The sequence below is a fragment of the Paenibacillus sp. B-A-8 genome (assembly GCF_048572915.1).
Classification (GTDB): domain Bacteria; phylum Bacillota; class Bacilli; order Paenibacillales; family Paenibacillaceae; genus Paenibacillus_AQ.
This window is the reverse complement of the sequence record NZ_CP183882.1, coordinates 2,311,578-2,338,332: the sequence shown is the minus strand read 5'-3', so window position 1 is coordinate 2,338,332 and position 26,755 is coordinate 2,311,578. Positions and strand designations below refer to the sequence as shown.

Below are 26,755 nucleotides of genomic sequence, written 5' to 3'. Positions count from 1 at the left end.
GCCAGATCAGGTCTGCTTGAACGTCCCTATTTGTCTTATACGGCTGCAAGCAGCGGGTATCCTGTAGACATTGAGTTAAAATATGAGCTTGGAGAACTGATATAAGCCGTTCTTCCAGACCGGCCAATCATGGTCGCCATTTTCCTCTACCCAGATATGTGGCATGGAATACTGTGACAAATAAGTATGTGTCCGGTCGCTGACGTTCTTCAGGCTATCCAGATCACCGCACGATAGCCAGAGCAGACTGAGCAGTTCTGCGGTCTTATGCGGTTCCGGGACCAACAGCTCGGGCATCTTCGTATTGGGTGCCGGGGAGAAAGCCCCGACCCAGGCGAAGCGGTCCAGATTGTTCAGACCGATATTCAAGGATTGTCCTCCACCCATGGATAATCCGGCAATAGCACGGTGCATCCGGTCAGTCAGGACTGAATAATTTTCTTCAATGTAAGGGATAAGATCGTGCAGCAAATCCGATTCAAATGTTTCGAACGCCTGCACCTTATCCGAAGCAAATAGATCTCCTTCTGCCCGGTCGTTCAGCATCGCTCGCCCGTTGGGAAGAACGACGATCATGGGTTTCAACATTTGATCAGCATACAGATTATCTAGAATAACCTGAGGCTTGCCGTGAGTGTACCACTCATTCTCATCTCCACCAATCCCGTGCAGTAAATACAAAACGCTGTATTCCTTCTCAGTGGAATAACCGGGCGGTGTATAGACCATTGCCTTCCGAGTATTACCTAGCGTTGTTGAGGGATACTCTATCGTCTGCATCACACCCCGGGCAATGCCTTCCCTTTCCTTGTCGTATCCCTCAGGCGTATTTTGCATCTTATATTTCTGCTGACTCTCGCTCAATTCTGCTCATTCCTCTCTTATACATAAATAGACTGCTGCTTGAAATAATGCTCGACCAGAAATTGCATTACTTCACCAGGAGGAGATTCTACAAATTCTGCCTTGTCTGCATAAACCATGCCATATGGTGCTTCCTGCGTACAGAGATTCCAGAGAGGCATGTCATCACCGGTAGAATCCTTGCCATTCGGATTACCTGAAGTAATGAAATAGGCAAGATAATTACACATCTGGCGGGCAAGATCATAATGTTTGCCGACAAAGGGCCGCCAGCATTTGGCCAGTGTCTCGAAATGAAACCACAGATCCACCGAATGAAAGGTACCAGGATCATCCCAGCCCGGAATCTCTGCATCAAAGCTGTAATAATACATTGGGACGCTGCTTGACCTGATGGCAACACGGGCTGCATATTCAATATGGCTCACGGAAGCTTTCTTAATTATTTCTTCCAAATTCCCTGACTCAACGCCGCATAGCTTAAGGTACTCCTCTGCTTCGCCTCCAAACAATTCCACAGCCATGGCTCTGAATTCCTCTACACTGCGTACATCAGGAACACTGAAGAACTCGGAGACTGTATTTCCGAGCATAATCGGCACCTTATGCTGCTGTCCCTGCACAAAGAGCTCAAATGGATTACCGATACAATACTTCTCATCCACAACCGTTCCCCAGAACTTTCCGTATTCAAGTATTTTATCACGGAGATAGACTGCATCCAGCTCACGTGCCTCTTTCAAGCTCGACAATCCTAAGTATTCAAAAAAAGCTGCGCCATCCTCTTCAGCATCCTTAAAAGTAAGGCTACGTGGGGGTACCGGATTATTTGGATACAGAGGTGTTATGATTCCGCTCATAATAACGGCCCGCTGAAATAATCCGGCATTCTGAGGGGAGGTCAGCTGGCTCAGCACGCTTCCACCACCCGCAGACTGTCCGCCTATTGTGATTTGCTCTGGATCTCCGCCAAAAGCAGCGATATTGCGCTTCACCCACTGCGTGCCTGCCTGCTGATCCAAATGTCCGAAATTCGCGGGAGCTTCAGGCGATTCCGCAGTAATCTCGGGATGGCACAGGAAGCCAAACGCGTTCAAGCGGTAATTTACGGTTACAACGACTACCCCCCTGCGGGCAATGCGTTCGCCGTCAAACTCCATTTCGGCCGTATGGCCGACCTGAAGTCCTCCGCCAAAATACCATACAAAAACAGGAAGCTTCTCATCGGCACTAACGGCAGGTGTCCAGACATTCAGGTATAGACAGTCCTCGTCCATTGGAAGATCGGGATCAACTGCCCATTCACGGGTATAAATATTATTCACATCTATGACGGTCGGGGCCTGCATGGAAGTAGGGGCGAAATCATGTGCTTTCAAAATTCCATCCCAGTCTTGAGCAGGTTGGGGTGCACGCCAGCGGTTCTCCCCCACGGGTGGGGCTGCAAATGGAATTCCCTTGAAGCTGGTAATACGGGGATCAGCCGCCGGCAGTCCTTGCACGATACCATTTTCAACACGCACTACTCTTAACATCCTTTATTCCTCCTTCACAGTAAAAGCGCTTACTTTTTTATCCACTTAAAAATTAATGGAATTCATTCTAGCGTAAATGTGGTACTAGGAATAAACACTCTCACTTCTGAATTGATTATTTCTAATAAGCATAGACTCTTATTTCATTGATTCCCTTTGGAATACTGTCTAAATTCCCTTACATACAATATAAATTATAGAGAAATCCTAAACCTCAGACAATGATATTTACTGACCTTTAATTGATCTATCCAAAGAAACGGAAGAGTACCCTTCACTTTCAATACTGACATTAATAGGGACTAGCCTCTACTATTAGTACGCAAAGGACGGCCACAGAATGGCCGCCCTTTGACGTTTGTAACAATTCAAATGCCTTAGTCCTGCACATATCCGTAAGCCGTGCTTAATGCTGTCGAATATAATGAAAGTAATCGAAATCGGCATAACCGCCCGCATTGTGGGTCGCATAATTGAACAATCCAATTCTGTACCCCATAAAATGATCCAGCGTGTACCTCATTTGGAGCGCACGTCCAATCTTCTTCCAGGCTATTCCGTCTTCCGAATAGAAGAATTTTGCCTGATCGAGACTATCTTCAAAATTGAAATCAATCTTAAGATAGATCTGTTGACTGGTGAATACAATACTCTCCACGATCTCCTCGCAACCTTCACCGTCGTTCACACACATATTAACGCTAAATTGGCCTAGCTCATCGACTGCAATTCCTACGGTACCATACTCATTCTGCAGCGCCACCATTCCTGCACGGTCGCCGGGCTGGACTCCTGAGAGCACCAGCAGCGTCTCCGCGCTGCAAGAAGGTCCTTCCGTACGTTGCGTCAGTGTATTACGCGCCCTCAGGATACTATCTGCTATTTGACCCGTACGGATTCGCAGATATCCCGGACGCTCAGTAACAGACCATAGTGAATTATCCGGATTATGATTCCACTGCCAGTTCAGAGCCAACTGATTAGTCTCATAGTTGAACTCATCACTGATTACAAGCGGCTTCGGCTCCGCAACTGGAAGCCTGGTCTCAAAAGCACGAAGTGAGGCATCGTCGTCTCCGATGACAGGCCAATCGTTCTCCCATCTCACAGGAAGCACGCAAGGGACCCGTCCGACAGCATCATGATCCTGAAACAATACAGCATACCAATCCTGAGATGGGGTATCAACAAACCCTCCTTGCGCTACACCGTTATTATGATAGCCCAGATCATCGTCCAGAATAATTTTTCGTTGATAGGGGCCTAGAAGTTCGGAAGACCGATAACAAATCTGACGTCTACGCTGATTTCCGGTTCTCGGCCATTCAATAAAGAACAAATAGTAATAACCGTTCCGCTTGTAAGCATGACAGCCCTCGATGCGCAAACCTATGTCTTTACGTTCACCTTCGAGCAGCAGCTGATCCGTTCCCCCCTGCTTAAGTGCCGTAAGATCTTCAGTCAGCTCCTTAATACGGATATCACCATTACCATAAATCACATAATTGCGGTTATCGTCATCCAATAGCAAGCCAGGGTCATGATGAAGCCCCGGTATCACCGAACGCTCCCATACTCCATGTTCAATATCCTCTGTGCGGTAAATATATAACCGGTCCATGTCATTCGAGGAAAAACAAACGTAAAATACCCCATCCTTGTAACGGAGCGATGCCGCCCAAGAACCCTTTCCGTAAATACCTTTACCGTCCAGCAACCGGTGGGCATCGTTATCCTCAAAGGTATCATATACATAATTCACAAGTTCCCAATCTTTCAAATTAACCGATTTCATAATCGGGCAGCCCGGCATGGAATGCATACTCGTGCTGACCATGTAGAATATAGGACCAACTCGGATGACGTCAACATCCGGAACATCTGCCCACATTATAGGATTAGTTATTGTAGCGGTATTCACAGTAGTTCCCCCTTAGGATGAATCCCTCTATTTCTCTATAAATCTCCATGAGTCCAGCTTAAATAATTCAGACCCCGTGTTACCCTTAAACACCAGATACAGATCATGAATCCCAACTGCTCCGCTAATCTCTGTCCTTAATTCCAGCTGTTGCTCCGGACCATTAGCAGCCGGAACTGGCAGCGAACCAATGAATAGACCTGCCGGGTCATCCAGATACAGTTCAATGGTCCCGCCGCCCTCTAAGCTTATGACAGAAGCACTGAATGCCACCGCACCTACTCCAGCGCGTCATTAGTCATGTTCAGATACACCTGGTCTCCAAATACCAAGGCATACGGATCGGCCCCATATCTACTTGCAACCAGAGAATTACCATTTGGTGGCACTTTTCCGATTGCTTGATTCAATTGTAATGACATTTGAACAGTCTTAGTGTTTACATCCTATTTATCCCTTTGACATGAATGTATAGGAACACCCGGCTTGTCCTGTGAACGAAACGGGAGCAAGCCCGGGAGCATCTATACGGCAAGGTCCAGAAACTGTACAAGTCACAACCGCTTCAGTAACTAGCCCCTCCTTCCAGGCAAAATCGAGGATATATCCTCCCCTTGCCCGCAGACCCTTAATGCTTCCCTCACTCCAGCTTTGTGGTAATGCAGGTAACAGCTTGATTTCTTCGGTATGACTTTGCAGCAGCATCTCGGCAATGCCTGCCGTTCCCCCAAAATTGCCGTCAATCTGAAACGGAGGATGATTGTCAAGCAGGTTAGGAAGCGTAGAATGTTGCAAAAGAGCCCGGACGTTGGCATAGGCCTTGTCCCGATCCTTTAATCTGGCCCAAAAGTTAATAATCCAAGCTCGGCTCCAGCCAGTGTGGCCACCACCGTTCGCTAACCTGCGTTCCAGTGTTGTTCGAGCAGCTTCAGCCAATTCCGGCGTATTCTCCGAGTTGAAGGCGTCGCCGGGATAAAGCGCAAAAAGATGAGAGATGTGGCGATGTCCCAGCTCCACCTCTTCATAATCCTCCATCCACTCCTGAATCTGGCCATACTTTCCGATTTGTGGTTCGGGAAGCCTTTCCAGAGCTTCAGTTAATTCTTCGCGGAACGCCTCGTCCACGCCGATAATTTCCGCACTGCGGATGCATGCGCCAAACAGTGCTTCTATAATTTGAAAATCCATTGAAGCCCCAACGCAGAGCACTCCAGACTCACCGTTAGGCAACTTGTAGGTATTCTCAGGAGAGACGGAAGGGCACGTAATCAGTCGGCCTTCGGCATCTTCTATTAAATAATCAAGCAGAAACTGTGCAGCCTCCTTCATTGTCTCGTACGCCTGCGCCAGGAAATAGCGGTCCTGATTGAAGCGATAATGCTCCCATAAATGCAGGCACAGCCAGGCGGCACCCAGCGGCCAAAAAGACGCCGGCAAATAGGTATCCTGCGGCGCCGTGTCTGCCCAGATATCCGTATTGTGATGCGCCGTGAATCCCCGGCAACCATACATGACCCTGGCCGTAACCCTCCCCGGTTCCCTCATCCGCTCTACCAGATCGAACAAAGGCTCATGACATTCAGCCAGGTTGCAGATTTCTGCAGGCCAATAATTCATTTGCGTATTGATATTGATCGTGAACTTGCTGTCCCATGCCGGAGTAAAGCTGTCATTCCAGATCCCCTGCAGATTTGCGGGTAATGAGCCTTGACGACTGGAGGAAATTAGGAGATAGCGACCGTACTGGAAATAGGTCACTATTAGACCATTGTCCTCCTCCCCCTTCTGAAATCGCTTCAGCCGCTTGTCGGTCGGTAATCCAGCCTGAGGCAGATTCTCTGGCAGCTTCAACTTAACTCGTCCATACAAGCTGCGGTAATCTGCGGTATGGCGGGCTAGCAGCTCTTCATAAGGAACCTGGCTCAGTTCTTGCAGCCGTCTTTTAGCGTAAAGGTCCGGATCGGAATGGCGAAACGTAGTTCCTGCAGCAAGTAGCATTGTAACCGAGCTCGCCCCATCCACAAGCAAATACTCCCCAACGGTACGGCAGAGACCGTCTTCTGTGACTGCCTTCAGGACAGCGGCAAAAGAGCTGCCCCCTTTTCCGCCGCAATCACCACTCATAATAAGACCGCTATTTTTCCATTTTTTAGTTTTCTCCAGATATCTCCAGTTATGGCGAGTGAATCTCGCCTTTAAGGACATTCCATCCTTATTGTCAGTGGCAATACGTATGACAATGGCCTGATCCGGAAAGCTAGCGAACATTTCCCGAGTATAGTTCACTTCTCCGATTCGGTACTTGATTCGGGCAACACCTTGTTCCAAATCCAGCTCTCTCGTGTAGTCTTCCGCAGTCTGCCCGTGGTTGCCAAAGGATAGAAGCAATTCACCCAGCGGCAAATAGTGCCGCTGGGCTTCTGGCAGCCCTGCCATCGACATCGCTGCCAATTCCTCAGCCTCCCCCAACCTTCCCGCCATAATCAGTTTGCGAATCTCGGGCAAATGAGGCAGAGCGTCCTCGTTATTGCGGTTACGCGGGCCGCCATACCATACGGAATCCTCATTTAGCTGCAATTTTTCTTTGGCCGTACCTCCAAAAAACATGGCACCGAGCCGCCCGTTACCTATCGGTAAAGCCTCGTTCCACTCTCCTGCAGGTTGGCTGTACCACAATCGCTGACTGTATCCAGTATCTATCATAATTGGTATACTCCTTTAATCTTCTACTATGAAATCAACATTCCAAATAGGCCGTATGTTATTCCAAAGTAAATGAGGCCATATTGGCAGCACCATTACCGATATACGTAAAATACAGTGCTTGTACACCATTAGGTATAGCCACATCAGTTGAGTATTCCTTCCATACATTTGTAAAGTCTACCGGTATACGTCCGAGTGCCGGTCCGTCCCACGACGTTTTGACTTCAAACGCTCCCTGGCAATATCCGCGCACTTTGATTTTGACTTTGGTGACTCCCTCGCATGAAAAATATTTAAACCCGGCGGTAGCCGAATCCGTCAAATTGGCAATATAACCGATTTCTTCGTCACCATCTCTGCCGTCCTGGGTAATCTTCGGAAACCGGCTGTCCATCCATGCTCCAATACGACCGAAGCCTCCCGTATACATCTCCTGATCTTTGCAGAACAAATGACAAGCCAGGTATGCCGGATATTCCCCCCGTCCCATGAGTGGTCCTCCGTTCGAACCGCAGGATGTAATCTCTACCTGGGGAATCGTACCATCCTCGAGGAAATCAATTCTCTCGGTACAGCCCTGCCGGCAAAATGCCGTTCCATTGGTATGCCGGTGATAAAAAATGTACCAGTCCCCATTGATCTCCACAATGCTGCCATGATTATTGCCGCCATAATACATGGGCTGGTCCGCCGGCTTGTATGTATCAATATGAAGATCGCAATTACTTACGATGACCCCCTGGTACTTAAAGCCTTGGGTTGGATGCTTACTGGTCGCATAGCATAGCTCATGCATAGAAATAGAGGAATAGATAAGATAGTAGGTATCTCCTCTTTTGCGGATGGAAGGGGCCTCAAAGAACTCATAGCCTTCGAATCCGCTTCCTTTGCTGTAAGGCTGACTCGGTGCAACAAATACAGGCTCTTCGATAATCGTGAGCATATCCGGGCCCAGCACCATTGCCATTGCACCGTGTCTGGATTCATCCCCGAAAGCACAGAATCCGGTATACAGGTAAGTGTTCTCTCCTTCGGTCAGCACGGCTGGGTCAAACTGCGGTTCATCTCCTTCTCTTTCCCCAAGGCGTGTTCCATCGGCATATTTAACGTAACCGTAGAATTCATACTTGCCGCTTGGCTTATCGCAAACTGCCACCGATACTACGGGAACCTTGTCAAGTACATAATAAAGATAGTATCTCCCGTCGGGTCCAATGCTGACATCGGGAGCGTATAGACACATGCTTCCTTCACGGTTAAGCGGATCATCTGTTGTCTGATAGATTACACCCTCATACCGCCAATCGCCCAGATTGTCCTCCGGCGCAGACCAGCAAGCATAGTCGTTCAAGCAAAAAGCGTGTCCATTAAAACGGTCATGCGAGCCATACACATAAACTCTTCCTTCGAAAACATACGGCTCACCATCAGGGATATATTCCCAAGACGGGAGATATGGATTTAACCCTTGTTTTTTTGCCATCATATTTCACCCTTGTCATTTTTTAGTTTTCATGCAATAGATCTTTCCGAATAGAATATTATAGATTTAACCGCTTTCAATTTGACTGCCGAGGAACTCGTAGTCCATTTCATTTTGCGTGTTTAGACTGCAAGTTACATATAATTGTGCTCTCTTTCTTAAAAACATCCCCCATACACAGATTGTCCCTTACAGTATAGAGAAGCACCCTGAACAAAGTCCATGACATAAAGACACTTAACATTGATCTTTCCTAAGATTTAGCTGATGTTCTGTAATTCAAGTGAATGTCAGAAGAGGCTGACACAGAACAGGTCAACTATTCCGAGCAGGCGAAAATCATTTTTCGCACCTGTGTGCATAAATGGGAAGACGGAGAAGGTTTCACTATGAACATTTTTAAAAAACAGCGTTTATACATTTAAACTTTCAATCAGTAAATAGGCGAGTAAATCTTACTCACCTATTTACCCTATTTACATCCAAATGAGATTACGACGATAGGTTATTCGTTCATAGTTACCCATTCACTTCTAAGCAGGCCATACGAAAGAGTGTCATGCCAGATCGGATCACCATTGCTATCATATTTAAAATAACCGGTCTGCTTAAAATGTCCTTCTCTACGAAGTCTCAATCGTTCAAGTAACTTCCAGGAGCGCGTATTATTCGGATCGCAATTCGCAATCACTCGTCTCATCTTTATATGCTCAAATCCATAAGATAATAAATGCTTACAAGCTTCTGTGGCATATCCGCTACCCTGATAATCAGAATTAAATACATAGCCAAACTCCCATGTTCCAAAAGTATTTGGCTCGCTCTCCTGAAAATATAAGTTTCCAATCATTTTTCCTGTAGATCTCAGACATACCGCCCAAAAAGCGGAATCCATTGAGCGCCGGAGTGCCTCTACTTTACATTCCTCTGCATTGAATACTTTGTGGGGTTCATACAGTACAACCTCTTCTTTGGATAAATAGTCATACAGGTCCTGTCCATCTTCTGCTGTGAACCTTCTAATCACTAGCCGTTCAGTTTCCATAACATTCATTTAGAGCACGTCCCCAATTAGAAATGGTGAATATTAACAATTCATTATCTTCAACCTTACTACGAGAGCATAGACATTCATATGAGTAAAATCATCACATATAAATGCAAAAACCCCCTTGGTTTCCCAAGGAGGTCGATGCAACGACTTCAGATCTTTACTCCGCTTAAACTGCCACCTGGAGCAAATAATCGTTCGATATGCTTTTGAACCGCTGGATCCGGAATTAATGGTGGCGCTTGATGAGGTTTTACACGCGCATCAATAATCACGTTATCACATGACCAATGCTTATACTCCGTTGAACTGTTCACACCATATATATCATGAGAAGGATTGCTACGTGTGAACGTCGCCCATAGAAAATTCTCAATTCTATCACTTAAGAACTCGCTATCATCACATACAATAATCATCGGACAAGATGGGAGTGCTCCCTGTTCTTGAATCGCTTCGCTAAGCTTGTTCATTTCCTGCGCTGCTTCTGCGTAAGTAGTGAATTTAGAGCCTTGAAGCGCCACGAGACCCGGCATCACCATCTTTGCATGTCCAAATCCCTGTAGTTGTTCAAGTATGTCAGGAACCTCTGTACATAGCTCTCTTTTCTTCTCCCCAACCGCAGCGAAAATCACCTTACTTCCGCTGTTTAGTCCTGTACCGGAATAATCAAGGGTATCAATCGTTGTATTCGTATAGAAATGAATATCTCTACGAAGATTAATGCGCTCTAGGATATACGTCAAGAAATCCTCAACATCATGTGTGCTGATAGGTTGTTTCTCTTCGGCTGTAATAAACAAGAATTTAGCTAAACTAAGCTGGCCCGTACCCAAAATCCGATTCGCGATCGTAAGAATCTCCGCTGGCTGCTTCACTTGTTGATAAGGTGTATAACGTTCACTGCCAATCGCAAATAAAAGGGGATGAACGCCCGCAGCATCGACTGCGTGAACTTCTTTAACGCCCGGGATTTCTTGGCGGATAGCTCCACCCGTTAGTTCATGGATTAACTCACCAAATGCAGTATCCTCTTGTGGCGGTCTACCGACAACCGTAAAGGGGAAAATGGCATTCTTTTTAGCGTACACTTTATGTACTCTCATGACTGGGAAAGGGTGAACCAAGCTGTAATAGCCTAAATGATCGCCAAAAGGTCCCTCCGGCTTCGTCTCGCCAGGATGGATTTCCCCTGTAATTACAAAATCCGCATCATTACTAATGCAATACCCATCCACATAGCTATAACTAAAATGACGTCCCGAAAGTAAGCCTGCCACGATCATCTCACTCATTCCCTCGGGCAAAGGCATTACAGCAGATAACGTATGAGCTGGAGGTCCGCCGATAAAGCAGCTCACTTTAAGCGGTTCACCTTTTCGATTGGCTCTTTCTTGATGCACACCGATACCGCGGTGAATTTGATAATGAATGCCAACCTCTTTATTGAGTTCATAATCATTACCATTCAATTGAACACGGTACATCCCCAGATTGGAGTTCATAATGCCCGGCTTGTCCGGATCTTCGGAATACACTTGCGGCAAGGTAACAAAAGCGCCGCCATCCTCCGGCCAATGTGTGATCAGCGGAAGATCAGAAATGTTAATTTCCTCAAAACCACTTGGCAGACCCCCTGGCTTTTTGATAGGCAATGCTTTTCTCGCAGATAATCCTGTCCCTACATATTTAAAAGGATTCTTAAGTGCTTTCATAGGATCGTTACGAAGTGCAATTACGTTATGTGTGGAGTTCCAAGTACGCCGAAAGATAAACTTACTGCGCTCAATCGTTCCAAAGAGGTTAGATACGGCACGAAATTTCGAACCTTTTACATTTTCAAATAATAATGCAGGCCCACCGGCTTCATAGACCTTCAGGTGAATCGCGGCCATCTCCAGATAGGGGTCAACTTCTTCACGAATACGAATCAAATGTCCATGCTTCTCTAAATCATTAACACACTCTTCTAAATTGCTATATTTCATTTCATTACTCCGATCTCTAGAAGGTTATTACAAGATTTCTTGGATGCTTTAATTATACCCTGTAACTTATTAAAATAAAGCGATTCCCTATGTACTAGGACACCCTGCTGTTATCTTGTATTCTCAGGTTTGGGTTCATCTCGCAAAATATTTCTAGCAGGAATTCCTACTGCCGAAGCATTATCCGGTACATCCTTAACCACGACAGACATAGCTCCGATATTAACATCATTCCCCAGCGTAACCGGACCTAGAATTTTAGAGCCCACTCCAATAAACGCTCTGTCTCCAATCACTGGCTCGCCTAAGTTATTTCTCCCTCCAATGGTCACTTGATGAAAAATAGTAGCGCTATTGCCAATCACCGCTTTAGGACTAATAATAATCCCATTTAATCCATGCGGTAAATGAAGCGCATCACCAATTTGAGCCTCCGCATGAAGCTCTCCATTGGCAATAATACGAACAAACAGCACATCCATTATTCGATATAGGAGCCACAAAGGTTTGCGGATCAGGCCACTTTTCACCCGATAATACACCCAATTTCCAAAACGATAAGTAAACAAAGCCATAATCGTTTGTGGATTTTTTAGATTTACTTTCCAGTCCGTTTTGAATGATTTCATCATTGTATCGTCCTCCTGTTAAGGGCAAGATAAGAACTATATTCTCGTGAAATGAAAGCAGCTGAGTAGAGAAAAAATTCTGGGAGGATCGTAGAATGGAGTGTCATTCGAGTGATAATACCTTCACCAGTGTAAGTTAGATTCAGAGATTCATCAAGAAGTGGACAGTTCTCCCTATATAAACATCAACCGATTACAAGCCTTACTAAACAACAACACGCGCCGAGGTAATATCGGCGCGCGCTGAATGCTATCTTTTCTATTAAATAAGGTCCAGAACAATCACATTCACAGAATGAGCAGCTAGATTTACAATTGCAGTGTCTTTATCAAACACGATTTTCATTTCAACTGGAGTAACCTTCTCATCATTTTTTCTGTTTACATTAGGTGTGTGAACCAGCGAAGCATCACCGGTTAAAGTAATCCATTTACCGGTAGTAGCTACGTTTAAGCCTTTCAGATTAAGCTTCGTTGCTTTCTCTACCCGATCCGCATTCACAAGCTTCACGTAGAGATGCTTATCATCTTTAGTAACGGAATTGTATACTTCTCTGTTGTACGCTTCGAGCTTATAATCAAGCACCTTACTTGTCGTCTTGCCATCTGTATAAGAGCAAATCAAATGCTTACCATCTGCTCCACCATAATTAACAGTGATGCTATATTCCGTATGATCCGTTAGCTCTTCATAGCAGCTAGCTCTTAGGTTACCGGCTGCGGTACTTGAGGAATAATCCCCGAGTGTATAAGCCTCAATCCCTTGCTTGAATACCTTCACGCCGGTAGCATCGCCATTATACCCAATCGCATATTCGATTACGTCTTTATTTTCTGGTGAGATGTCTGTCAGACCTGCGCCTACATAGAAGCCATCTTCGCCGGAAGCTTTTTCAGCAATAACCTCAGCTTGATAATTAGTCCACGCGTCATTAAGAATGTACAATCCGTTCAATCCGCTATTCTGCGCCTTCAAGACTAAACCTTTGGAAGGATCAATCGTATATCCTGCAGAGCCAGGAATAACTTTCCAAGCTTCATGCAGCGGCTGTGTAAAATCTTGTTCGAACAAAATGCTGCCATCTGTATTCGAAGTAACCTTCACTCGTTTCACAATCACAGATGCTTTTCCAGCAGCCACTTCAATTCCACCGTGAGGAATAAGGTCTACCTTTTCACCGTTGCGATATGTCGAGAATGATGTGCCAACCACTTTGGTGCCGAGATATTTAGCGTACAGCTGTTGAACATAATAGTTCGGTGTGTACCAAACGGTTTCATCATCAAACCAAATGCAGTCCGGTGTCCATCTATAAGTGCCATCTGTCAGTACCTTATTGAACAAAGGTGCCGTTGCAGCCAGTCTAATCACATCAGAGTTATTCTCGAAGCTGGACATGATCGCCGCCTCAGCAATTGCTCCTGCCAATGTGTTTTTATCTGTGGAAGCATATTCACCTACAAAAACCTTAGAAGTTTCAGCTTCGTCCAAGCTGCCGTCTTCTTTATATGCTCTGTAATAGTAATTGTATCGATCCGCATTCTCTAACAAATACTCGTTGGAACGGTAGTAATGCTCATCCGCAATCGTATCCATGTAGTTCTTTTGCTTCTCATACCAGGTAACCGTCTCTTCGATGCTCGATGTTCCGTCCGTGAAGCTGATCTGTTCCGAGCCTTGCAGATTTCCGCTTAGGAATTTCCAGCCTTGCTGGTAAGCATCATCATCTGCTTGTGCTCCAACCGTAGAAAGAATGGTCAGTTCATGATCAGGGTAGTTCTTTACCATATATTCATCAATCGTTGTTTTGAAATACTCAAAGTTGGCAAAAAACTCTGTACCCCAGTTTTCATTCCCCACGCCCAAATAACGCAGGTCAAAAGCTGCTTCATGGCCCATCTTTTTACGCAAAGCGGCCCACTCGTTATTGTCAAAATCCATGCTAATCGCGAAATCAATCAGATCCGTAAAGTTCTTCACATAATAATCTCTTAACGCACCGCCAGCTGGATTCGCATAATCCGAACGAGCTTGACACAGTACACCACAGGCCATAACTGGCAGTGGAGTTGCATTCAAATCCTCTGCTAATTGGAAGTACTCCATATACCCAAGACCCATGGTCATCATGTAGCCCCATACATTATAGTTCTCTTTGCGAAGCTCAATATCGTTGACAGACTCTTTCCAATCGTACACATTCTCCCAAATGTGAGAACCTTCAGAAATACATCCCCCCGGGAAACGCAAGAATGTAGGATGAAGATCAACGAGTGCATTCACTAAATCTTTTCTCAATCTATAGTTCGAATTCCCTTTATAGTTAGCATGAGCTGTAGCAGAACGCTCCTCTTCCCCAGCGCCCCAAACATCTTCCGGCATTAGGGAGACCATATCAATAGAAATTTCACCGTTAAAAGTTAAAGCCAGCTGACCGAGTACAGTTTCAGATCCTATTAATATAAGCTTAGAATCGACACCATATTTCTTCCAGTTACCGTCACCGTTCACCTCAACTACCGCAGTATCACTAATAGCTTTTCCGTCTTTGTCGAGCAATTGTAGGGTGATAGTACCTGCTGCTTCAGCCTTCGCCCAAATCGTGAAGTTATACTTAGCATCCTTCTTAATAAACATCGAGCAGTGCTGATTGGAATCCGCAAACCCTCTATTATTAATAGTGGCGCCATCCGCCACTGTCACATAATGGGCGTTCATATCTTTATCTTCGATTCCGAAGAAATCGTTTAATCCACCTGTATTGTGAACCTTCATTTTGTCTGTGTCACCAGACCAAGCATGCAGAGGCGTATAATTTCTACCCGTTGAAGTCCCATGCACACCACATACATGCGAATAACTGTCAAAAGCAAAAGACTCGAAGGAACGATTCTGCACTAGCTCTGCATAAATCCCACCATCTGCCGCATTATTAATATCCTCATAGAAAAGGCCATATAGAACTTCGCTAACATCCAAAATCTCATGGTTTCCATCGATTGTTAAGGTGTAAGGTGGTACACCTTCTGGAAGTACAGACACAGTGAAGCTCTTTTCTACTGTACTGTTACCTTTTTTCAAAACCGCAGTAAGCGTTACGCCTTGAGCAGATTGGACGGCTTTATTCAGGGCACCCTTATCAGAAATGATAGCAGAATCACTAGATACCCAGGATACGTCAACTTTTCCACCCATGAGCGAAGCTGGCAATTCGATATCTTTGGTGATGATCGAGCTTGTAAAGGTTAAGTATTTATCTTTTGCAAGCTTAACGATCTCTTCATCTGTCAAAGATTCACACATAATCTCAATGATTTCGTCCTGCGTTAATCCCGCTTTATATACACGGAAGTCCGAGAGAGAGCCGCCAAAATCTACATCTGCAGCGTACTGGGACTTGCCGATCGTATTGTTACTATAATTTATTTGGTCCTCAAATGTAGCAAACCACGCACGTAACTTAGCATATGTACCGCTAGAAGTCTGACTGATCATTCCATCTGCAACGACCTCACCATTTACATAAATTACAGGTCCCGCACTGCTAAGTGTTCCACCTTTTGTTCCTGTCACTGTAAAGCCGACATGCACCCATTCACCAGCAGCAAAGGATCTCCCAGGATCTGCGACTAAATCTTCTCCTGCAAAGCAAGTTCCCCGGAAATTTCTCGTTAAAAAAATATAGGGTCCTGTCTCGCCTTTGCCGAAATCGAACAGTCTTTCCCATAAGCTCCCACCAGTACTTACATGCATCCAAGTCGAGACAGTAATACCCGTTTGGTCGCTGACTTCTTTAAGAAGATCATCCGGCAACGAAATATAGGATGTGCCATGTTCTCCACCCGCTAACGAAACAGCTCTTCTACCTGCTACAGTCTGAATGATTGGCAGTTTAGTCCCTAAAGCGGTTCCATCATTCCCATTCCCTGAGCAATCCTGACCCACATGATCGGGGTTATCAAACTTATAATGCGCTATCAAATTACCATTAATAAATTTGTTACTGTTGCCATTGTTCATAGAAGATCACCTGTCATCTTTTGTATTAGAAATCATAAAAGTCTAACTATTCTACTAATTACTACAACAAAACCGACCCATTCGCGGGTCATTCACTCTTTATACGAAACATAATAACATACTTTATAATCAATTAATATATTAACTAATTAATATTTGTGTGAAATAAAAGAAAACTATTTTTATAATTAAAGATTACCAAATAGCCCCTTTTATTCATGATAAAATGAATTTGAATGTATGAAGGAGAGATGAAATATGAATAACCGTGTAGGTTTCGAATCAACAAAACGCGATTTATTTACAATTGAATGTGAAGACATCCTGTTACGAGAGTTTAGAGTGGAGGATTTAGACGAGTTTCACGCACTTACCACGCAGCCTGAAATCATAGAATTTCTGCCCGACTGGAATGTCCCTAAAGAACAACGGCTAGATTGGTTAATAAACTATGAAATAAAAGAAAACCAACAGTTTCTACAAGCGGTCTCAGCGGATGGAAATATCGGGGAGCTTCGTCTTCGTTTAGGCATTATTTTAAAAGAGACGAATGAGTTTATCGGTTGGTGCTGTACAGGAATGAAGGATGAATTACCCGCTCCGAACAGAGAAATCATGTATGCCATATCCAAGGATCATCGCGGCAAAGGATATACCACACAAGCTGCCAAGGGGTTAATTAAGTATTTGTTTGAGCACACATCTACCGATGTATTAAACGCTATTGCTCTGGTACACAATACACCCTCTAATAGAGTCATACAAAAATGTGACTTCGACTTAATGAATGAAATTATGATTGAAAATGAAATTCATAATTATTACCAGCTTTCTAAGTGGCACTGGCAAGAGAAGGCTTAATGAATGCTGGCACACTTTTAATAGATTACGGCACACGCAAAAAAACTCTGTATGGGAATGGAGAATACGGTCCATTTACCAAAACAGAGGTTTTTTGTGTTGATTCAAGATTGTTGCTTCATGCGAAGCATTTGCGCAAGAAGCTGTTCCACATCTTTTTCCGGGAATGCCGTCATTAGCGTCTCTTTAAAGGTTTCTTGTGCACGGATGAGCTTGGCCTCACCAATGGAGGTTAGGGAGGTATAAATACTTCTGCGATCATCATCGCATGCTTTTCTCTCTAAAGCTCCACAGCCCTTGGCTTCAAACCTGCTAACCAATCGGGAAACCGCACTCTGGCTTAACCCCACCATAGCTTCGAGCTTCTGCAATTTCAACTTTTTCTCTGGGGCTTCTGATAGGAATAACAGCAAATAAAATTCTTTTAAAGATAATCCATGATTCGCTTGCAAATTAACTTCTAATTCATTCGTCACATTCATTTGTATATGTGTTAACGTCAACCAGTTCGTGATCAGGTCATTGCTACTCATTTTGTCCATCTATCTTATTCATCTCCCGAGCGTATAACTATTCATGAAATTTTTCTTCTATATAATAGTACTACACTCCACATCCATTGTGCCAAGCTTAATCCAAAAAAAGAGAAAAGACCGTCTCTCTAACAAGCCGGCCTCTCCAAATGATATAAATAATTTTCGTTATTCTTTATCCTTTAATTCTAGGAAATCCAAAGGCATACTGCCGAGGAATACCCGGATCCTTCTGAAGCTCAACCCCAGCCTCTAAGGTCCAATATGGATTTCTTAGCATCCCACGACCCACGGCAACAAGATCTGCTTCCTCATTCCCAATCACTGCATTAGCAAGAGCAGGTTCATCCAATCTACCAACAGCAATCACCGGAACATTCAAGCGGTATTTAATCTCTCTTGCCAAAGGTACTTGATACGCCGCATGTGTTCCTGGCTTACCAGCCGCAGCGATAGGGCCTTCACCACCCGCACTGATATGGAAAATATCTGCGCCGGCTTCTTTATACGCTTTACTAAATGCCAGGCTTTCTTTAATGCCATATCCGCCATCTACATATTCTTGAGCTGAGATACGCATAATCAATGGCATTCCTTCAGGCATTTCACTTTTCGCTGCACGAATAATCTCGGTACCGAACAAGGTCAAATCCTTGCCATATTCATCTGTTCTTTGATTGGTTAGTGGTGAATGGAACTGATGGATAAGATAGCCGTGCGCACCATGAAGCTCGATAACATCAAATCCTGCTTGAATTGCACGCTTCACACTGAGCCGGAACTTCTCAACCATACCCTTCACTTCTTCAGTCGTTAGGGCACGCGGTGTTTTGGAGTCAGCATCAAATGGAACGGCAGATGAGGATACAGGAACTGTTGCATCTTCAGCTTTACGCCCCGCATGCGCAATTTGAATACCTACTTTTGCTCCATAAGAATGACATGCATCAACAATTCTAGCCAGTGCAGGAATTTGCTCATCAGACCAAATGCCAAGGTCAAAATCAGTAATTCGGCCATCTGGTTCCACATCGGTCATTTCAATAATAATTAATCCTGTGCCTCCAATGGCACGACTCACGTAATGATTATAATGCCAATCGGTAGCAATCCCATCTTTGTTCGTCACTGAATATTGACACATCGGAGGCATAACCACGCGGTTCTTCAATTTCAAATCCTTCATTTCATACGGGGTGAACAAGTCCTTCATGATATCTCTCCTCTTTATAAAAAACTAAATTTATTATGAACATTGAACCCATGTTTTAGCAAAGAATATTAAATGCATGCTCATGCATGTATATTATTATACAATATCTATGGTGTCAACCATGAATGTCTCCTACGGAATAATAACTCCGCGTATTGTTGAAATCTTTGTCACAAGGTAATATATGGATATCTTTTTTTTTAGAAAGGATGGACTTAAAAGTGGACAAAAAGCTTTTACAATCACATAGTATTTTCCCTACCCTGGATATTGAGCATACAGCTGCTTATTACAGTCAGTACTTAGGTTTTCAAGCTGTGCCCTATTTAGATACGGAGGAACCGCATATTTGCCTGTATCGTGATGATACAGAGATCATCCTTACGCAATCCCAAGGACAACGGGTTATTCCTAATCGAGAATTGTATGGCTATGGTTACGACGCCTATTTTATAACGAAACAGCAAGAGCAGTTGGAAAAAGAATTTGAAGCCGCTGGGGTTAATATTGTCCGAACATTAGCAAACACAGACTATAATAACAAGGAATTTGTTATTGAAGATGTTGATGGGCGCTGGATTGCTTTTGGGATCAAAGAATAAGAAAAAAAACGGCCCTCGGCCGTTTTTCTTATTTTTCAAAAGAGTCCAAATATCTTCTTACAGCTATTTCTACGGGAAGGATTCAGAACATCGGTGACCCCAATCTTGTTTAACTTATTAAGCTGTTCTTCCTCACCATGCTTAACTTTATAATCTAACTCTTCCCTATAAAGCGGAATTAAAGTATAGAAGTGCACCACTTTCTCACTGTTCATTTCCAAATTAAAAAAAACAGCTTTATCTTCAACGTGTGGTACCCACACGAACATTGATCACACTGAAATCATATATTTTAATTCATTTTCCTATTTATTGAATGAATTCTCCAGAATGTCCATACTAATGTCGATTGCTATGAATGGAATCCAGTTGAATGAACGGTTATAATACCTAAAGATGAATCTCCAAGCGTAACCGCCTTCGGCGTCCTTATAAGGACGGTAAGCGTTTAAGCGAGAAATATAAGACTTAAAGTATAGGCACATAACTTATACTTTCTTATATTTTATTAAATCCAGGGATGTGGAAACTTTAATGGTGAATAATTCAGCATATACACTGTATTTACGTGAGGATTGGAAAAAACTAAGCGATTTCACCGCTATCCAATTATCAGAAGAAGAGCTTAGCGATATCCAAAGTATTAACGATAAAATTTCGATTGAGGATGTAAATGAGGTCTATCTTCCTCTGTCCCAATTGATAAATCTGCAGCTTCAAGCCTCTCATAAATATAAAGAATCTATAAATCACTTTCTTAATAATGATCTTAAAAAAGGTCCTTTCATCATAGGCATCGCCGGAAGTGTAGCTGTTGGCAAGAGTACAACCGCTAGACTTCTTCAGAAACTCCTCTCTCAGCTACCATCTCATCCAAAAGTAGATTTAGTTACAACTGACGGGTTCTTACTTCCCAATGCGGAGCTAGAAAAGCGTGGAATCATGAAGAAAAAAGGATTTCCTGAAAGCTACGACACACGTAGTTTAATTTCATTTTTAACTAAAGTGAAGTCTGGTGTTTCGAGTGTTCAAAGTCCTGTCTACTCGCATCTAACTTATGATATTGTGCCAGATGAATATATCACGATCGAGAACCCGGACATCCTAATTGTTGAAGGATTAAATGTTCTTCAGACTAGTTTGAGGCTGAATCAAAGTGTGCCAAACTATTTTGTATCTGATTTCTTTGATTTTTCAATTTATGTGGATGCTGATGTGAATAATATAGAGAAATGGTATATTGATCGTTTTATTAAGCTTAGAGATACCGCCTTCCAAGATGAGCAATCTTATTTTAAAAAGTATGCGCAGTTATCACTAGAAGAATCTATCGAGATCTCGAAAAGAATATGGAAAGAAATCAATTTTGAAAATTTGATACACAATATTTTGCCTACCAGAAATCGCGCAGATCTTATTCTATTTAAAAATAACGACCATCACATAGATCGCATTAAGCTGCGAAAATAAAAAAATGAACGTATTCTCACAAACCAAGTTCTGATGTACAGAGCTTGGTTTTTTTATATGAAAATCAAATTGGGTGAATATCGTAGGTGTAATGCCTCTATCCTCTCGTCAAGGCTAACGTATACTATGGTACATTCGTACACTATGTAGAGAGAGGATAAATCAAATGATTGAAATCGCCTTGGCCTTTCAAGATAAGGATGGACAATATGCCGAGCATGCCGGTGTTGTGTTAGCTTCAATTTTCCATCATACAAGTTCCCAAATTCATGTTCATATTTTACATGATGCCTCTTTAACCGAAAATAACAAGCGAAAGTTCAACAAGTTAATCGCCAAACATAATCATACGATAAGTTATTATTCGATCACCTTACCTGAGGATATGCTTCAGGTGCTTGCCAATATTAACTCCATCGATGTGTGGACACAGGCATGCATGTACCGCTTACTTCTTCCTTCGATCACACCCGCTGAGAAAATTATTTATCTGGATTGTGATGTATTGGTAACCATGGACATTAATGAGCTATGGCAAGTTGAGCTAAACGACAAATATTTAGGAGCGATCTGGGATCAGGGCATCATGGAGGTAGCGCCTATAGTAAGCGCCAAAGGGCTAAATCCTGAGACTTATTTTAATTCTGGAGTAATCTTATTTGGTTTGAATAATATCCGCCAGAATACGAACTGGTACCAAGAGATGCTGAACTTTTTGCGTACTTTCCCTGACGTCACCATGCCGGATCAGGATGTTCTGAATGCGGTTTTTGGAGCGAATTATCTTCCACTCGATATCCGGTTTAATTCATTTAACATGGCCATCGTAGATCATGACTACAATAATAAAATTGTCCATTTTGCCGGAGATGAAAAATGCTGGAATAAAGATTCCTCAGGGTTGGCGCTATATCGCAAATTCCTAAATCTAACCCCTTGGAGAGCCTTTAAAGCCAAATTAAAACGAAGAAAACGAAAAGTCAGCTATGTTAAGCGGCGCTTCACACGAAAAAGTAATAGACGAATCATTTATAAACGTAAAATAAAAATTATTCGCACAAGAATCTCACCTCTTTCGCTGTTTCAATTGAAATTAATCCGAACAATTAGAAGAAGAAAAGGGACCGTGATCAATACAAGAATTCAATATCAACGACGAATTAAACGTTAAAAAACAGCCCTTATGAACAAAAATCCCCCCTCAGAATGAAATTCTAGGGGGGGCTGAAGAAAAACCTACTGAAACTTGATTTCAACACATGTATATTATATTCGATCCAGATCATTCCACTTACTTATGTACTTTAATCCCATAACCACTTCCTAGCTTCCCTCCAGCAATTAGAAAGTTTTTTGCATTCCGTTGCAATCGGGTATTTTCTTCGTAATCATGAGGGCTCACGTTTAGCTTATTAAATATTCTTTCTTCTGCTTCCTTGGAACTCTTATCGATCTCATAAATGTTAAACTGACTTTGAAACTGAAGAATATTAGATTCCGGGTTCAAGATCTGACTTAATTCCGGATCAAGCAGCCATGAATGACAAATAAACACTGGAGATATCCCTCTAAAAAAAGCTCTAGCTAACTTAAAGGACTCCTCCACACTTTGAACTGATAAAGGTTCTCCCGCTGGAATGTGCACATTAAGCACGATTTGATGGGTAAAGATTCTACAACCGTCAACGACTAAATCCCGCTCCATCGCAAAAGGTTGAAATTGCATTCTTCCCAACCGAAATAACCGAAGCTGAACATGCTCTTGCAGCCAATTATATTCTTCAATACCATATTCACCGTAATCACGCAGACATTGAATGCACCAAATCTGAATATCTGAGAATGTATCATAATAGATCTTATCCTCAATGTTACGAATACGATACTCTTCATAAGCATCTACTGCGAATCTCACAAATAAATATAATAGCAGCTTTCGATAGCCCTCCGAAGATTTCACAGATTCAAAAAAAGAAAATCTGTCAAAATAAAAATGCTGTTTATAAACAAGATATTCTTCCTCTTTCATCTGAAACTCACAAACCTGCTGTCTAGCCGCTAGATCCAGCTTAATCCCTTCACACAATGCTCTGATGTTCACTAGAGAACCTCCTTAGTTCCTATAGATGCCTGTAACGCCACTTTACAAAAGCATATCGTGAAAAGCAGATCTAGATTTAGAGCTTGATTCTACTCTTCTGCTCAAGGAACTGTGTCTGCTTTCAGTTCGGATAATTTGATTATAGATGCGGTAGCAACCTACTTCAATGATCATCTATCCACTGCAACCAATATTTCAGTTATTGTTCAAAATCATCTTCATCTCATAAAATACAACAAAGAAACGGCATTTCTGCCGTTTCTTTGGGTTATGGATGGCCAGGGCTCAGAGCCTGTTTTACTCCAATCCATGTTCTTTACGGATGTTATACATACCTTGAACAAGCAGCTCGGAAGGATCCCGATTCAATTGCAAGTGGGTTAACAATAAATGCAGTGGGAACGCGCATACGTTATTCCCATCGGTTATTGCTGGAAATCCAGCCTCGAACACCGGACCGAGTTTCTCATTCCAAGCTAGGCCGACATGTACATCCTCCGGCGCAAATTCTTCGGTTATTTCTTTAATACATTGCGGAACTAATACATTGTCTATAATCGCTTTAGCTTCTTCTTCACTTGAAGGCGGTTTTGGAAGCGTTTTGCCTCCCTCAATCTTCATCAGATCAACAAAGAATGAAGCCATCCATGCTGCAGGATCCTTACCCGATTGGAATCTTGCAATCAATTCACGCAGAAAAAATCCGCAAGAATAGACATGATCTAACTCAGACTTTACGTGAAAAACAAAAACCGGGCCGTAGGCCTCCATATTTAACACTTGTCCTTCAACGTCTTGAAAGTGTACTCTCAAAGCTACGAGACCGTTATGATGAACAGCCATCACTAGCTTATTCATATCCTCCTCAGACATTTCTGGATCACTGGTTATTTCCTCGTTCTCGTTTGTTGGTTCCTCGTTCTCATTGGTTATCTCATTAGTCATTTTAAATTCCCTCCCGATCCTATCATACCATCTAGCGAATTGATCTGACACTTTAAAAATAGACAAATTCCTACCAGTTGGGGAGAAAATAAATAAACGGCATCTCTGCCGTTTATTAAAGATTCTATCAATCCGTCAAAAACAGATCCCCGAAGGCATTAACATCCTTTGAAGCCCCTATACCACTGTTGTATTCTATCCAGCCTCTACGCCCCTCGCCGTCATTATCATTAACCAGCAGCGAAAATTTAAGCTTCATTCCTTGCTTCACCTGTGTAATGTCGTAGCTCAGTTCATGCCACGGGATGGCTAATTCATAGCTGGTTGTTGAACCAGAACGTTCTATCGCATACTTTAGCTCTATGGCATCATTTATATTGAAACCCCTTGGAGTTAGCCAGCGCCACTTGAGTAAATTCCCTGCATTTCCCCTAGCCACACCCAGTTCATGGTACTCTGAGGGCACTGTTCCATCTGTGTTTGCAATGCCAATGCCAATCTGGATGCTGTCCCCACTCCAAATAGCATCACCCGATGCTGACTGTTCATGCTTGTCATCTATAACTTCTACCCCTAGATAAAGGTTATCCGTATCCCACGCTAAGGAACCGGTCGCGCTGATATCCTGCTCCCCTCGCCAACCATTGATCTTGATATCCTTCACATTAAAGCGAGCCTGATCACTCCAATCAGATAGGTTACCATTGATTTCAACGGGCTTACTGAGTTTTGGCAACAACAGCGCGTTGAAGGAATCTAAAGTCGTTTGCAATAGATTACCTATATCATTAAAAGATTTAAGTGTCCGTTGTCCCCATGCAAGTTCAGGAATCTCTAGCCGCACGCTTTTTCCCGGTTCTAGATTCTCGACAGAGGCGCTATAGGTCCCCTGAGTAGAACGTCCTGTCTCATAATCTGCTTCCACTGAACCGCTGAAAATATTCGTAGACTGATTCGTAACATCCATATGAGTCCTTATCTCTTTGGCAGATTCATCATAAAATGTCTCATATTTCACCGTAAGCGGATCGATTACGTTGACATTGACAGCGAAGCTCATTGCTGTTTTAGGATCTTCGCCGCGCGAGACGAACAGCGAATCGTTTCCTCTCACCAAGCCTTCCGGCACCTGAATCCAAAGTCTGTCTTCTTCCTTCTCATCACGAAGTATCCAACCCTCCGGTAAATCGATGTTCATCGGCTCCTTCGAGGGACTGCGATAGGCCTCAGGTAGCTTAATATCAAAGGCATCTCCAGCAGCAATAGAAATACCAGAAATCTCCGGCAGCTTTGCAAGTGCTGGACTGTTCATGACATTCCATAGAAAATGTGTTGTCGTCTCCATAATCTCATCGATGTATTTTTCATTCTTGTAATCATGTCCGACACCTTCCATAGTTAGTAGATTATAATACACTCCTATCTCTTTCAATTGTTCAGCCAATTCAACACTTTGCTGGTACGGCACTAGTTTGTCTATTGTTCCATGAATGATGAGGACTGGCGGCAGCTTGCTGTTCGCACTTGTCGTCAGATCCCCCCCATAAATATCTACAATCGAAAATATATATTTAATGATAGATGGATCCTTTGTTACATATTGATTGACAAAGTTTATGGCTAGATGCCCTCCCGCCGAATCACCGCCGATCACAATACGGCTTGCATCCATTCCGTAAAGTTCTGCGTAATCGTTGATCCATTTAATCACATCGCTTATATCCTCATAAGCGTCATTAAGCGTGTGGGTGAAGTTAGTAAACGGATCTTTTTTCAGCCTATAATCGATGGACAATACAGCATATCCTCGCTCTGCCAATCCCGTAGAAAAGTCCGCTGCATCGTACCTATCCCCTCCTGTATAACCCCCACCGTGAATGAAAATAAATACAGGTCTCTTCTTGTTATCATCACCTGACGGCTCGTACAGATCGAGTTTGAGCGGTTCAACAGCATCCGTCTCATTCTTCTTACTCGCATACAAAATATCTCCTTGCACTGTAACCTTATAAGCGGGAGTCAGGTACTGAACCGGAATTTGTCCGTTATTCACAGTAACTTTAACCGCTGTTGTGCTACTGTCATTAGCATTCACTTTAGCCACCTCTTTCCCCTCCTTTTCTAAAGCGCTCTTACTCTCTCGGTTATTCAGTAACAACCAGGAACTTAGAACGATTACTAGGATCGTAAGAACGTAAATAAGTCTACGCTTCATTATGACCACCTCCCAGAATGATTTTGGATTCAAAAAAGTAATATAATTCCAATATCATCATTTTAAAATTCAACTAATCGTTTAACAATTATGTATTCCTTCGCGAATTAGGTTCAATATTACGAACTTTTAGCGAATAAGATAGCGTATAATTTGAAGAAACGGCTTTGTCGTAGAAATAGATAGAGGAGGACATTACAATCATGAAGTTGAGTATGAATTGGATAACGCTCAGAGTGCGCGATCTGGAGGCTTCCCTTGATTTTTATAACCGTATTCTAGGACTTCCCATGGATCGCAGATTTGAGAGTAGAGGAAAACAAATTGTTATGTTAGGCACTGCAGAGCAGCCGAAAATCGAGCTTATTCAGGGCAGCGACCCGGCTCTAAAGCCAGAATGTGGCGTTTCCGTTGGTTTCGAAGTGGAATCGCTCGACAACGCCATAGCGCATTTGAAAAGCCACGGCATTCCCGTCGCACGCGGACCGATCGCACCCAATCCACATTTACGATTCTTTTATATACTGGACCCCGACGGTTTTGAGGTGCAATTAGCGGAGCATAGCTAGACTAGCGCTTGTCCAGTACTAAGCAATCAAAAAAATCCATGCAAGCAA

Annotated in this window: 21 protein-coding genes; 5 read left to right on the top strand and 16 right to left on the bottom strand. The window is 43.2% G+C overall.

Annotation, left to right across the window (positions count from 1 at the left end):
• Nucleotides 1-75 precede the first annotated feature (75 nt).
• The 10 genes from ACN6MV_RS09955 to ACN6MV_RS09910 all read right to left on the bottom strand — a co-directional run bounded on the left by ACN6MV_RS09955 (nt 76) and on the right by ACN6MV_RS09910 (nt 16,198).
• Complete coding sequence (locus tag ACN6MV_RS09955) at nt 76-864, bottom strand: alpha/beta hydrolase (protein WP_419886255.1); 789 nt, start codon at nt 862-864, stop codon at nt 76-78.
• Between the two features lie 17 nt (nt 865-881).
• Nucleotides 882-2,399: a carboxylesterase/lipase family protein gene (locus ACN6MV_RS09950; RefSeq protein ID WP_419886254.1), complete on the bottom strand. Its 1,518-nt coding sequence runs from the start codon at nt 2,397-2,399 to the stop codon at nt 882-884.
• A 406-nt stretch (nt 2,400-2,805) separates the two neighbouring features.
• Nucleotides 2,806-4,320, bottom strand: a complete 1,515-nt coding sequence (locus tag ACN6MV_RS09945; protein ID WP_042126106.1) for a glycoside hydrolase 43 family protein — start codon at nt 4,318-4,320, stop codon at nt 2,806-2,808.
• A 27-nt stretch (nt 4,321-4,347) separates the two neighbouring features.
• The gene (locus tag ACN6MV_RS09940) at nt 4,348-4,593 is read right to left on the bottom strand and encodes a carbohydrate-binding protein (RefSeq protein WP_042126104.1); all 246 of its coding nucleotides are present in this window, start codon (nt 4,591-4,593) and stop codon (nt 4,348-4,350) included.
• A gap of 177 nt (nt 4,594-4,770) precedes the next feature.
• Nucleotides 4,771-7,023 (bottom strand): glycosyl hydrolase family 95 catalytic domain-containing protein, encoded by a 2,253-nt coding sequence (locus ACN6MV_RS09935; RefSeq protein WP_419886253.1) that lies wholly within the window; start codon nt 7,021-7,023, stop codon nt 4,771-4,773.
• Nucleotides 7,024-7,081: 58 nt separating this feature from the next.
• Complete coding sequence (locus tag ACN6MV_RS09930; RefSeq protein ID WP_419886736.1) at nt 7,082-8,509, bottom strand: family 43 glycosylhydrolase; 1,428 nt, start codon at nt 8,507-8,509, stop codon at nt 7,082-7,084.
• 505 nt (nt 8,510-9,014) lie between these two features.
• Nucleotides 9,015-9,563, bottom strand: coding sequence for a GNAT family N-acetyltransferase (locus ACN6MV_RS09925; protein WP_231574109.1), 549 nt, complete (start codon nt 9,561-9,563; stop codon nt 9,015-9,017).
• A gap of 149 nt (nt 9,564-9,712) precedes the next feature.
• Nucleotides 9,713-11,548 (bottom strand): UbiD family decarboxylase, encoded by a 1,836-nt coding sequence (locus ACN6MV_RS09920; RefSeq protein ID WP_042126098.1) that lies wholly within the window; start codon nt 11,546-11,548, stop codon nt 9,713-9,715.
• Nucleotides 11,549-11,658: 110 nt separating this feature from the next.
• Nucleotides 11,659-12,180, bottom strand: a complete 522-nt coding sequence (locus ACN6MV_RS09915) for a serine O-acetyltransferase (RefSeq protein ID WP_076120016.1) — start codon at nt 12,178-12,180, stop codon at nt 11,659-11,661.
• Nucleotides 12,181-12,439: 259 nt separating this feature from the next.
• Nucleotides 12,440-16,198: an alpha-L-arabinofuranosidase C-terminal domain-containing protein gene (locus tag ACN6MV_RS09910; RefSeq protein WP_419886252.1), complete on the bottom strand. Its 3,759-nt coding sequence runs from the start codon at nt 16,196-16,198 to the stop codon at nt 12,440-12,442.
• Between the two features lie 258 nt (nt 16,199-16,456).
• Between ACN6MV_RS09910 and ACN6MV_RS09905 the strand changes: the two genes are divergently transcribed.
• On the top strand, nt 16,457-17,059 hold the full coding sequence (locus ACN6MV_RS09905; protein WP_375102482.1) for a GNAT family N-acetyltransferase: 603 nt from the start codon (nt 16,457-16,459) through the stop codon (nt 17,057-17,059).
• A 104-nt stretch (nt 17,060-17,163) separates the two neighbouring features.
• Here ACN6MV_RS09905 and ACN6MV_RS09900 read toward each other — a convergent pair whose 3' ends face one another.
• Nucleotides 17,164-17,601, bottom strand: a complete 438-nt coding sequence (locus ACN6MV_RS09900) for a MarR family winged helix-turn-helix transcriptional regulator (RefSeq protein ID WP_375102481.1) — start codon at nt 17,599-17,601, stop codon at nt 17,164-17,166.
• Between the two features lie 166 nt (nt 17,602-17,767).
• Nucleotides 17,768-18,805 (bottom strand): NADH:flavin oxidoreductase/NADH oxidase, encoded by a 1,038-nt coding sequence (locus ACN6MV_RS09895; RefSeq protein WP_419886251.1) that lies wholly within the window; start codon nt 18,803-18,805, stop codon nt 17,768-17,770.
• Nucleotides 18,806-19,026: 221 nt separating this feature from the next.
• Here ACN6MV_RS09895 and ACN6MV_RS09890 point away from each other — a divergent pair, with 221 nt between their 5' ends.
• On the top strand, nt 19,027-19,407 hold the full coding sequence (locus tag ACN6MV_RS09890) for a VOC family protein (RefSeq protein WP_419886250.1): 381 nt from the start codon (nt 19,027-19,029) through the stop codon (nt 19,405-19,407).
• 35 nt (nt 19,408-19,442) lie between these two features.
• Here the strand turns inward: ACN6MV_RS09890 and ACN6MV_RS09885 are convergent, their stop codons facing one another.
• On the bottom strand, nt 19,443-19,676 hold the full coding sequence (locus ACN6MV_RS09885; protein ID WP_419886249.1) for a suppressor of fused domain protein: 234 nt from the start codon (nt 19,674-19,676) through the stop codon (nt 19,443-19,445).
• 265 nt (nt 19,677-19,941) lie between these two features.
• Here ACN6MV_RS09885 and coaA point away from each other — a divergent pair, with 265 nt between their 5' ends.
• Nucleotides 19,942-20,877 (top strand): type I pantothenate kinase, encoded by a 936-nt coding sequence (coaA, locus tag ACN6MV_RS09880; protein WP_341111733.1) that lies wholly within the window; start codon nt 19,942-19,944, stop codon nt 20,875-20,877.
• A 166-nt stretch (nt 20,878-21,043) separates the two neighbouring features.
• A complete protein-coding gene (locus tag ACN6MV_RS09875) occupies nt 21,044-22,048 on the top strand; it encodes a glycosyltransferase family 8 protein (RefSeq protein WP_375102478.1) in 1,005 nt (334 codons plus the stop codon).
• Between the two features lie 120 nt (nt 22,049-22,168).
• Here ACN6MV_RS09875 and ACN6MV_RS09870 read toward each other — a convergent pair whose 3' ends face one another.
• The 3 genes from ACN6MV_RS09870 to ACN6MV_RS09860 all read right to left on the bottom strand — a co-directional run bounded on the left by ACN6MV_RS09870 (nt 22,169) and on the right by ACN6MV_RS09860 (nt 26,138).
• Nucleotides 22,169-22,978 carry an acyltransferase domain-containing protein gene (locus tag ACN6MV_RS09870; protein ID WP_419886248.1) on the bottom strand — a complete coding sequence of 270 codons (810 nt, stop codon included), beginning with the start codon at nt 22,976-22,978 and terminating at the stop codon, nt 22,169-22,171.
• Between the two features lie 297 nt (nt 22,979-23,275).
• Nucleotides 23,276-23,923 carry a hypothetical protein gene (locus tag ACN6MV_RS09865; protein WP_042126066.1) on the bottom strand — a complete coding sequence of 216 codons (648 nt, stop codon included), beginning with the start codon at nt 23,921-23,923 and terminating at the stop codon, nt 23,276-23,278.
• Nucleotides 23,924-24,050: 127 nt separating this feature from the next.
• The gene (locus ACN6MV_RS09860; RefSeq protein WP_419886247.1) at nt 24,051-26,138 is read right to left on the bottom strand and encodes an alpha/beta hydrolase fold domain-containing protein; all 2,088 of its coding nucleotides are present in this window, start codon (nt 26,136-26,138) and stop codon (nt 24,051-24,053) included.
• 203 nt (nt 26,139-26,341) lie between these two features.
• Here ACN6MV_RS09860 and ACN6MV_RS09855 point away from each other — a divergent pair, with 203 nt between their 5' ends.
• Complete coding sequence (locus ACN6MV_RS09855) at nt 26,342-26,707, top strand: VOC family protein (protein ID WP_052414542.1); 366 nt, start codon at nt 26,342-26,344, stop codon at nt 26,705-26,707.
• Nucleotides 26,708-26,755: the final 48 nt, after the last annotated feature.

Bases quoted from the DNA above. Each gene is read 5' to 3' on its own strand.
- ACN6MV_RS09900 (WP_375102481.1), bottom strand. From the start codon at position 17,601: ATGGACAAAATGAGTAGCAATGACCTGATCACGAACTGGTTGACGTTA.
- ACN6MV_RS09925 (WP_231574109.1), bottom strand. From the start codon at position 9,563: ATGAATGTTATGGAAACTGAACGGCTAGTGATTAGAAGGTTCACAGCA.
- ACN6MV_RS09920 (WP_042126098.1), bottom strand. From the start codon at position 11,548: ATGAAATATAGCAATTTAGAAGAGTGTGTTAATGATTTAGAGAAGCAT.
- ACN6MV_RS09915 (WP_076120016.1), bottom strand. From the start codon at position 12,180: ATGATGAAATCATTCAAAACGGACTGGAAAGTAAATCTAAAAAATCCA.
- ACN6MV_RS09865 (WP_042126066.1), bottom strand. From the start codon at position 23,923: ATGACTAATGAGATAACCAATGAGAACGAGGAACCAACAAACGAGAAC.
- ACN6MV_RS09855 (WP_052414542.1), top strand. From the start codon at position 26,342: ATGAAGTTGAGTATGAATTGGATAACGCTCAGAGTGCGCGATCTGGAG.
- ACN6MV_RS09860 (WP_419886247.1), bottom strand. From the start codon at position 26,138: ATGAAGCGTAGACTTATTTACGTTCTTACGATCCTAGTAATCGTTCTA.
- ACN6MV_RS09905 (WP_375102482.1), top strand. From the start codon at position 16,457: ATGAATAACCGTGTAGGTTTCGAATCAACAAAACGCGATTTATTTACA.
- ACN6MV_RS09950 (WP_419886254.1), bottom strand. From the start codon at position 2,399: ATGTTAAGAGTAGTGCGTGTTGAAAATGGTATCGTGCAAGGACTGCCG.
- ACN6MV_RS09875 (WP_375102478.1), top strand. From the start codon at position 21,044: ATGATTGAAATCGCCTTGGCCTTTCAAGATAAGGATGGACAATATGCC.
- ACN6MV_RS09910 (WP_419886252.1), bottom strand. From the start codon at position 16,198: ATGAACAATGGCAACAGTAACAAATTTATTAATGGTAATTTGATAGCG.
- ACN6MV_RS09935 (WP_419886253.1), bottom strand. From the start codon at position 7,023: ATGATAGATACTGGATACAGTCAGCGATTGTGGTACAGCCAACCTGCA.
- ACN6MV_RS09895 (WP_419886251.1), bottom strand. From the start codon at position 18,805: ATGAAGGACTTGTTCACCCCGTATGAAATGAAGGATTTGAAATTGAAG.
- ACN6MV_RS09930 (WP_419886736.1), bottom strand. From the start codon at position 8,509: ATGGCAAAAAAACAAGGGTTAAATCCATATCTCCCGTCTTGGGAATAT.
- coaA (WP_341111733.1), top strand. From the start codon at position 19,942: ATGGTGAATAATTCAGCATATACACTGTATTTACGTGAGGATTGGAAA.
- ACN6MV_RS09885 (WP_419886249.1), bottom strand. From the start codon at position 19,676: ATGTTCGTGTGGGTACCACACGTTGAAGATAAAGCTGTTTTTTTTAAT.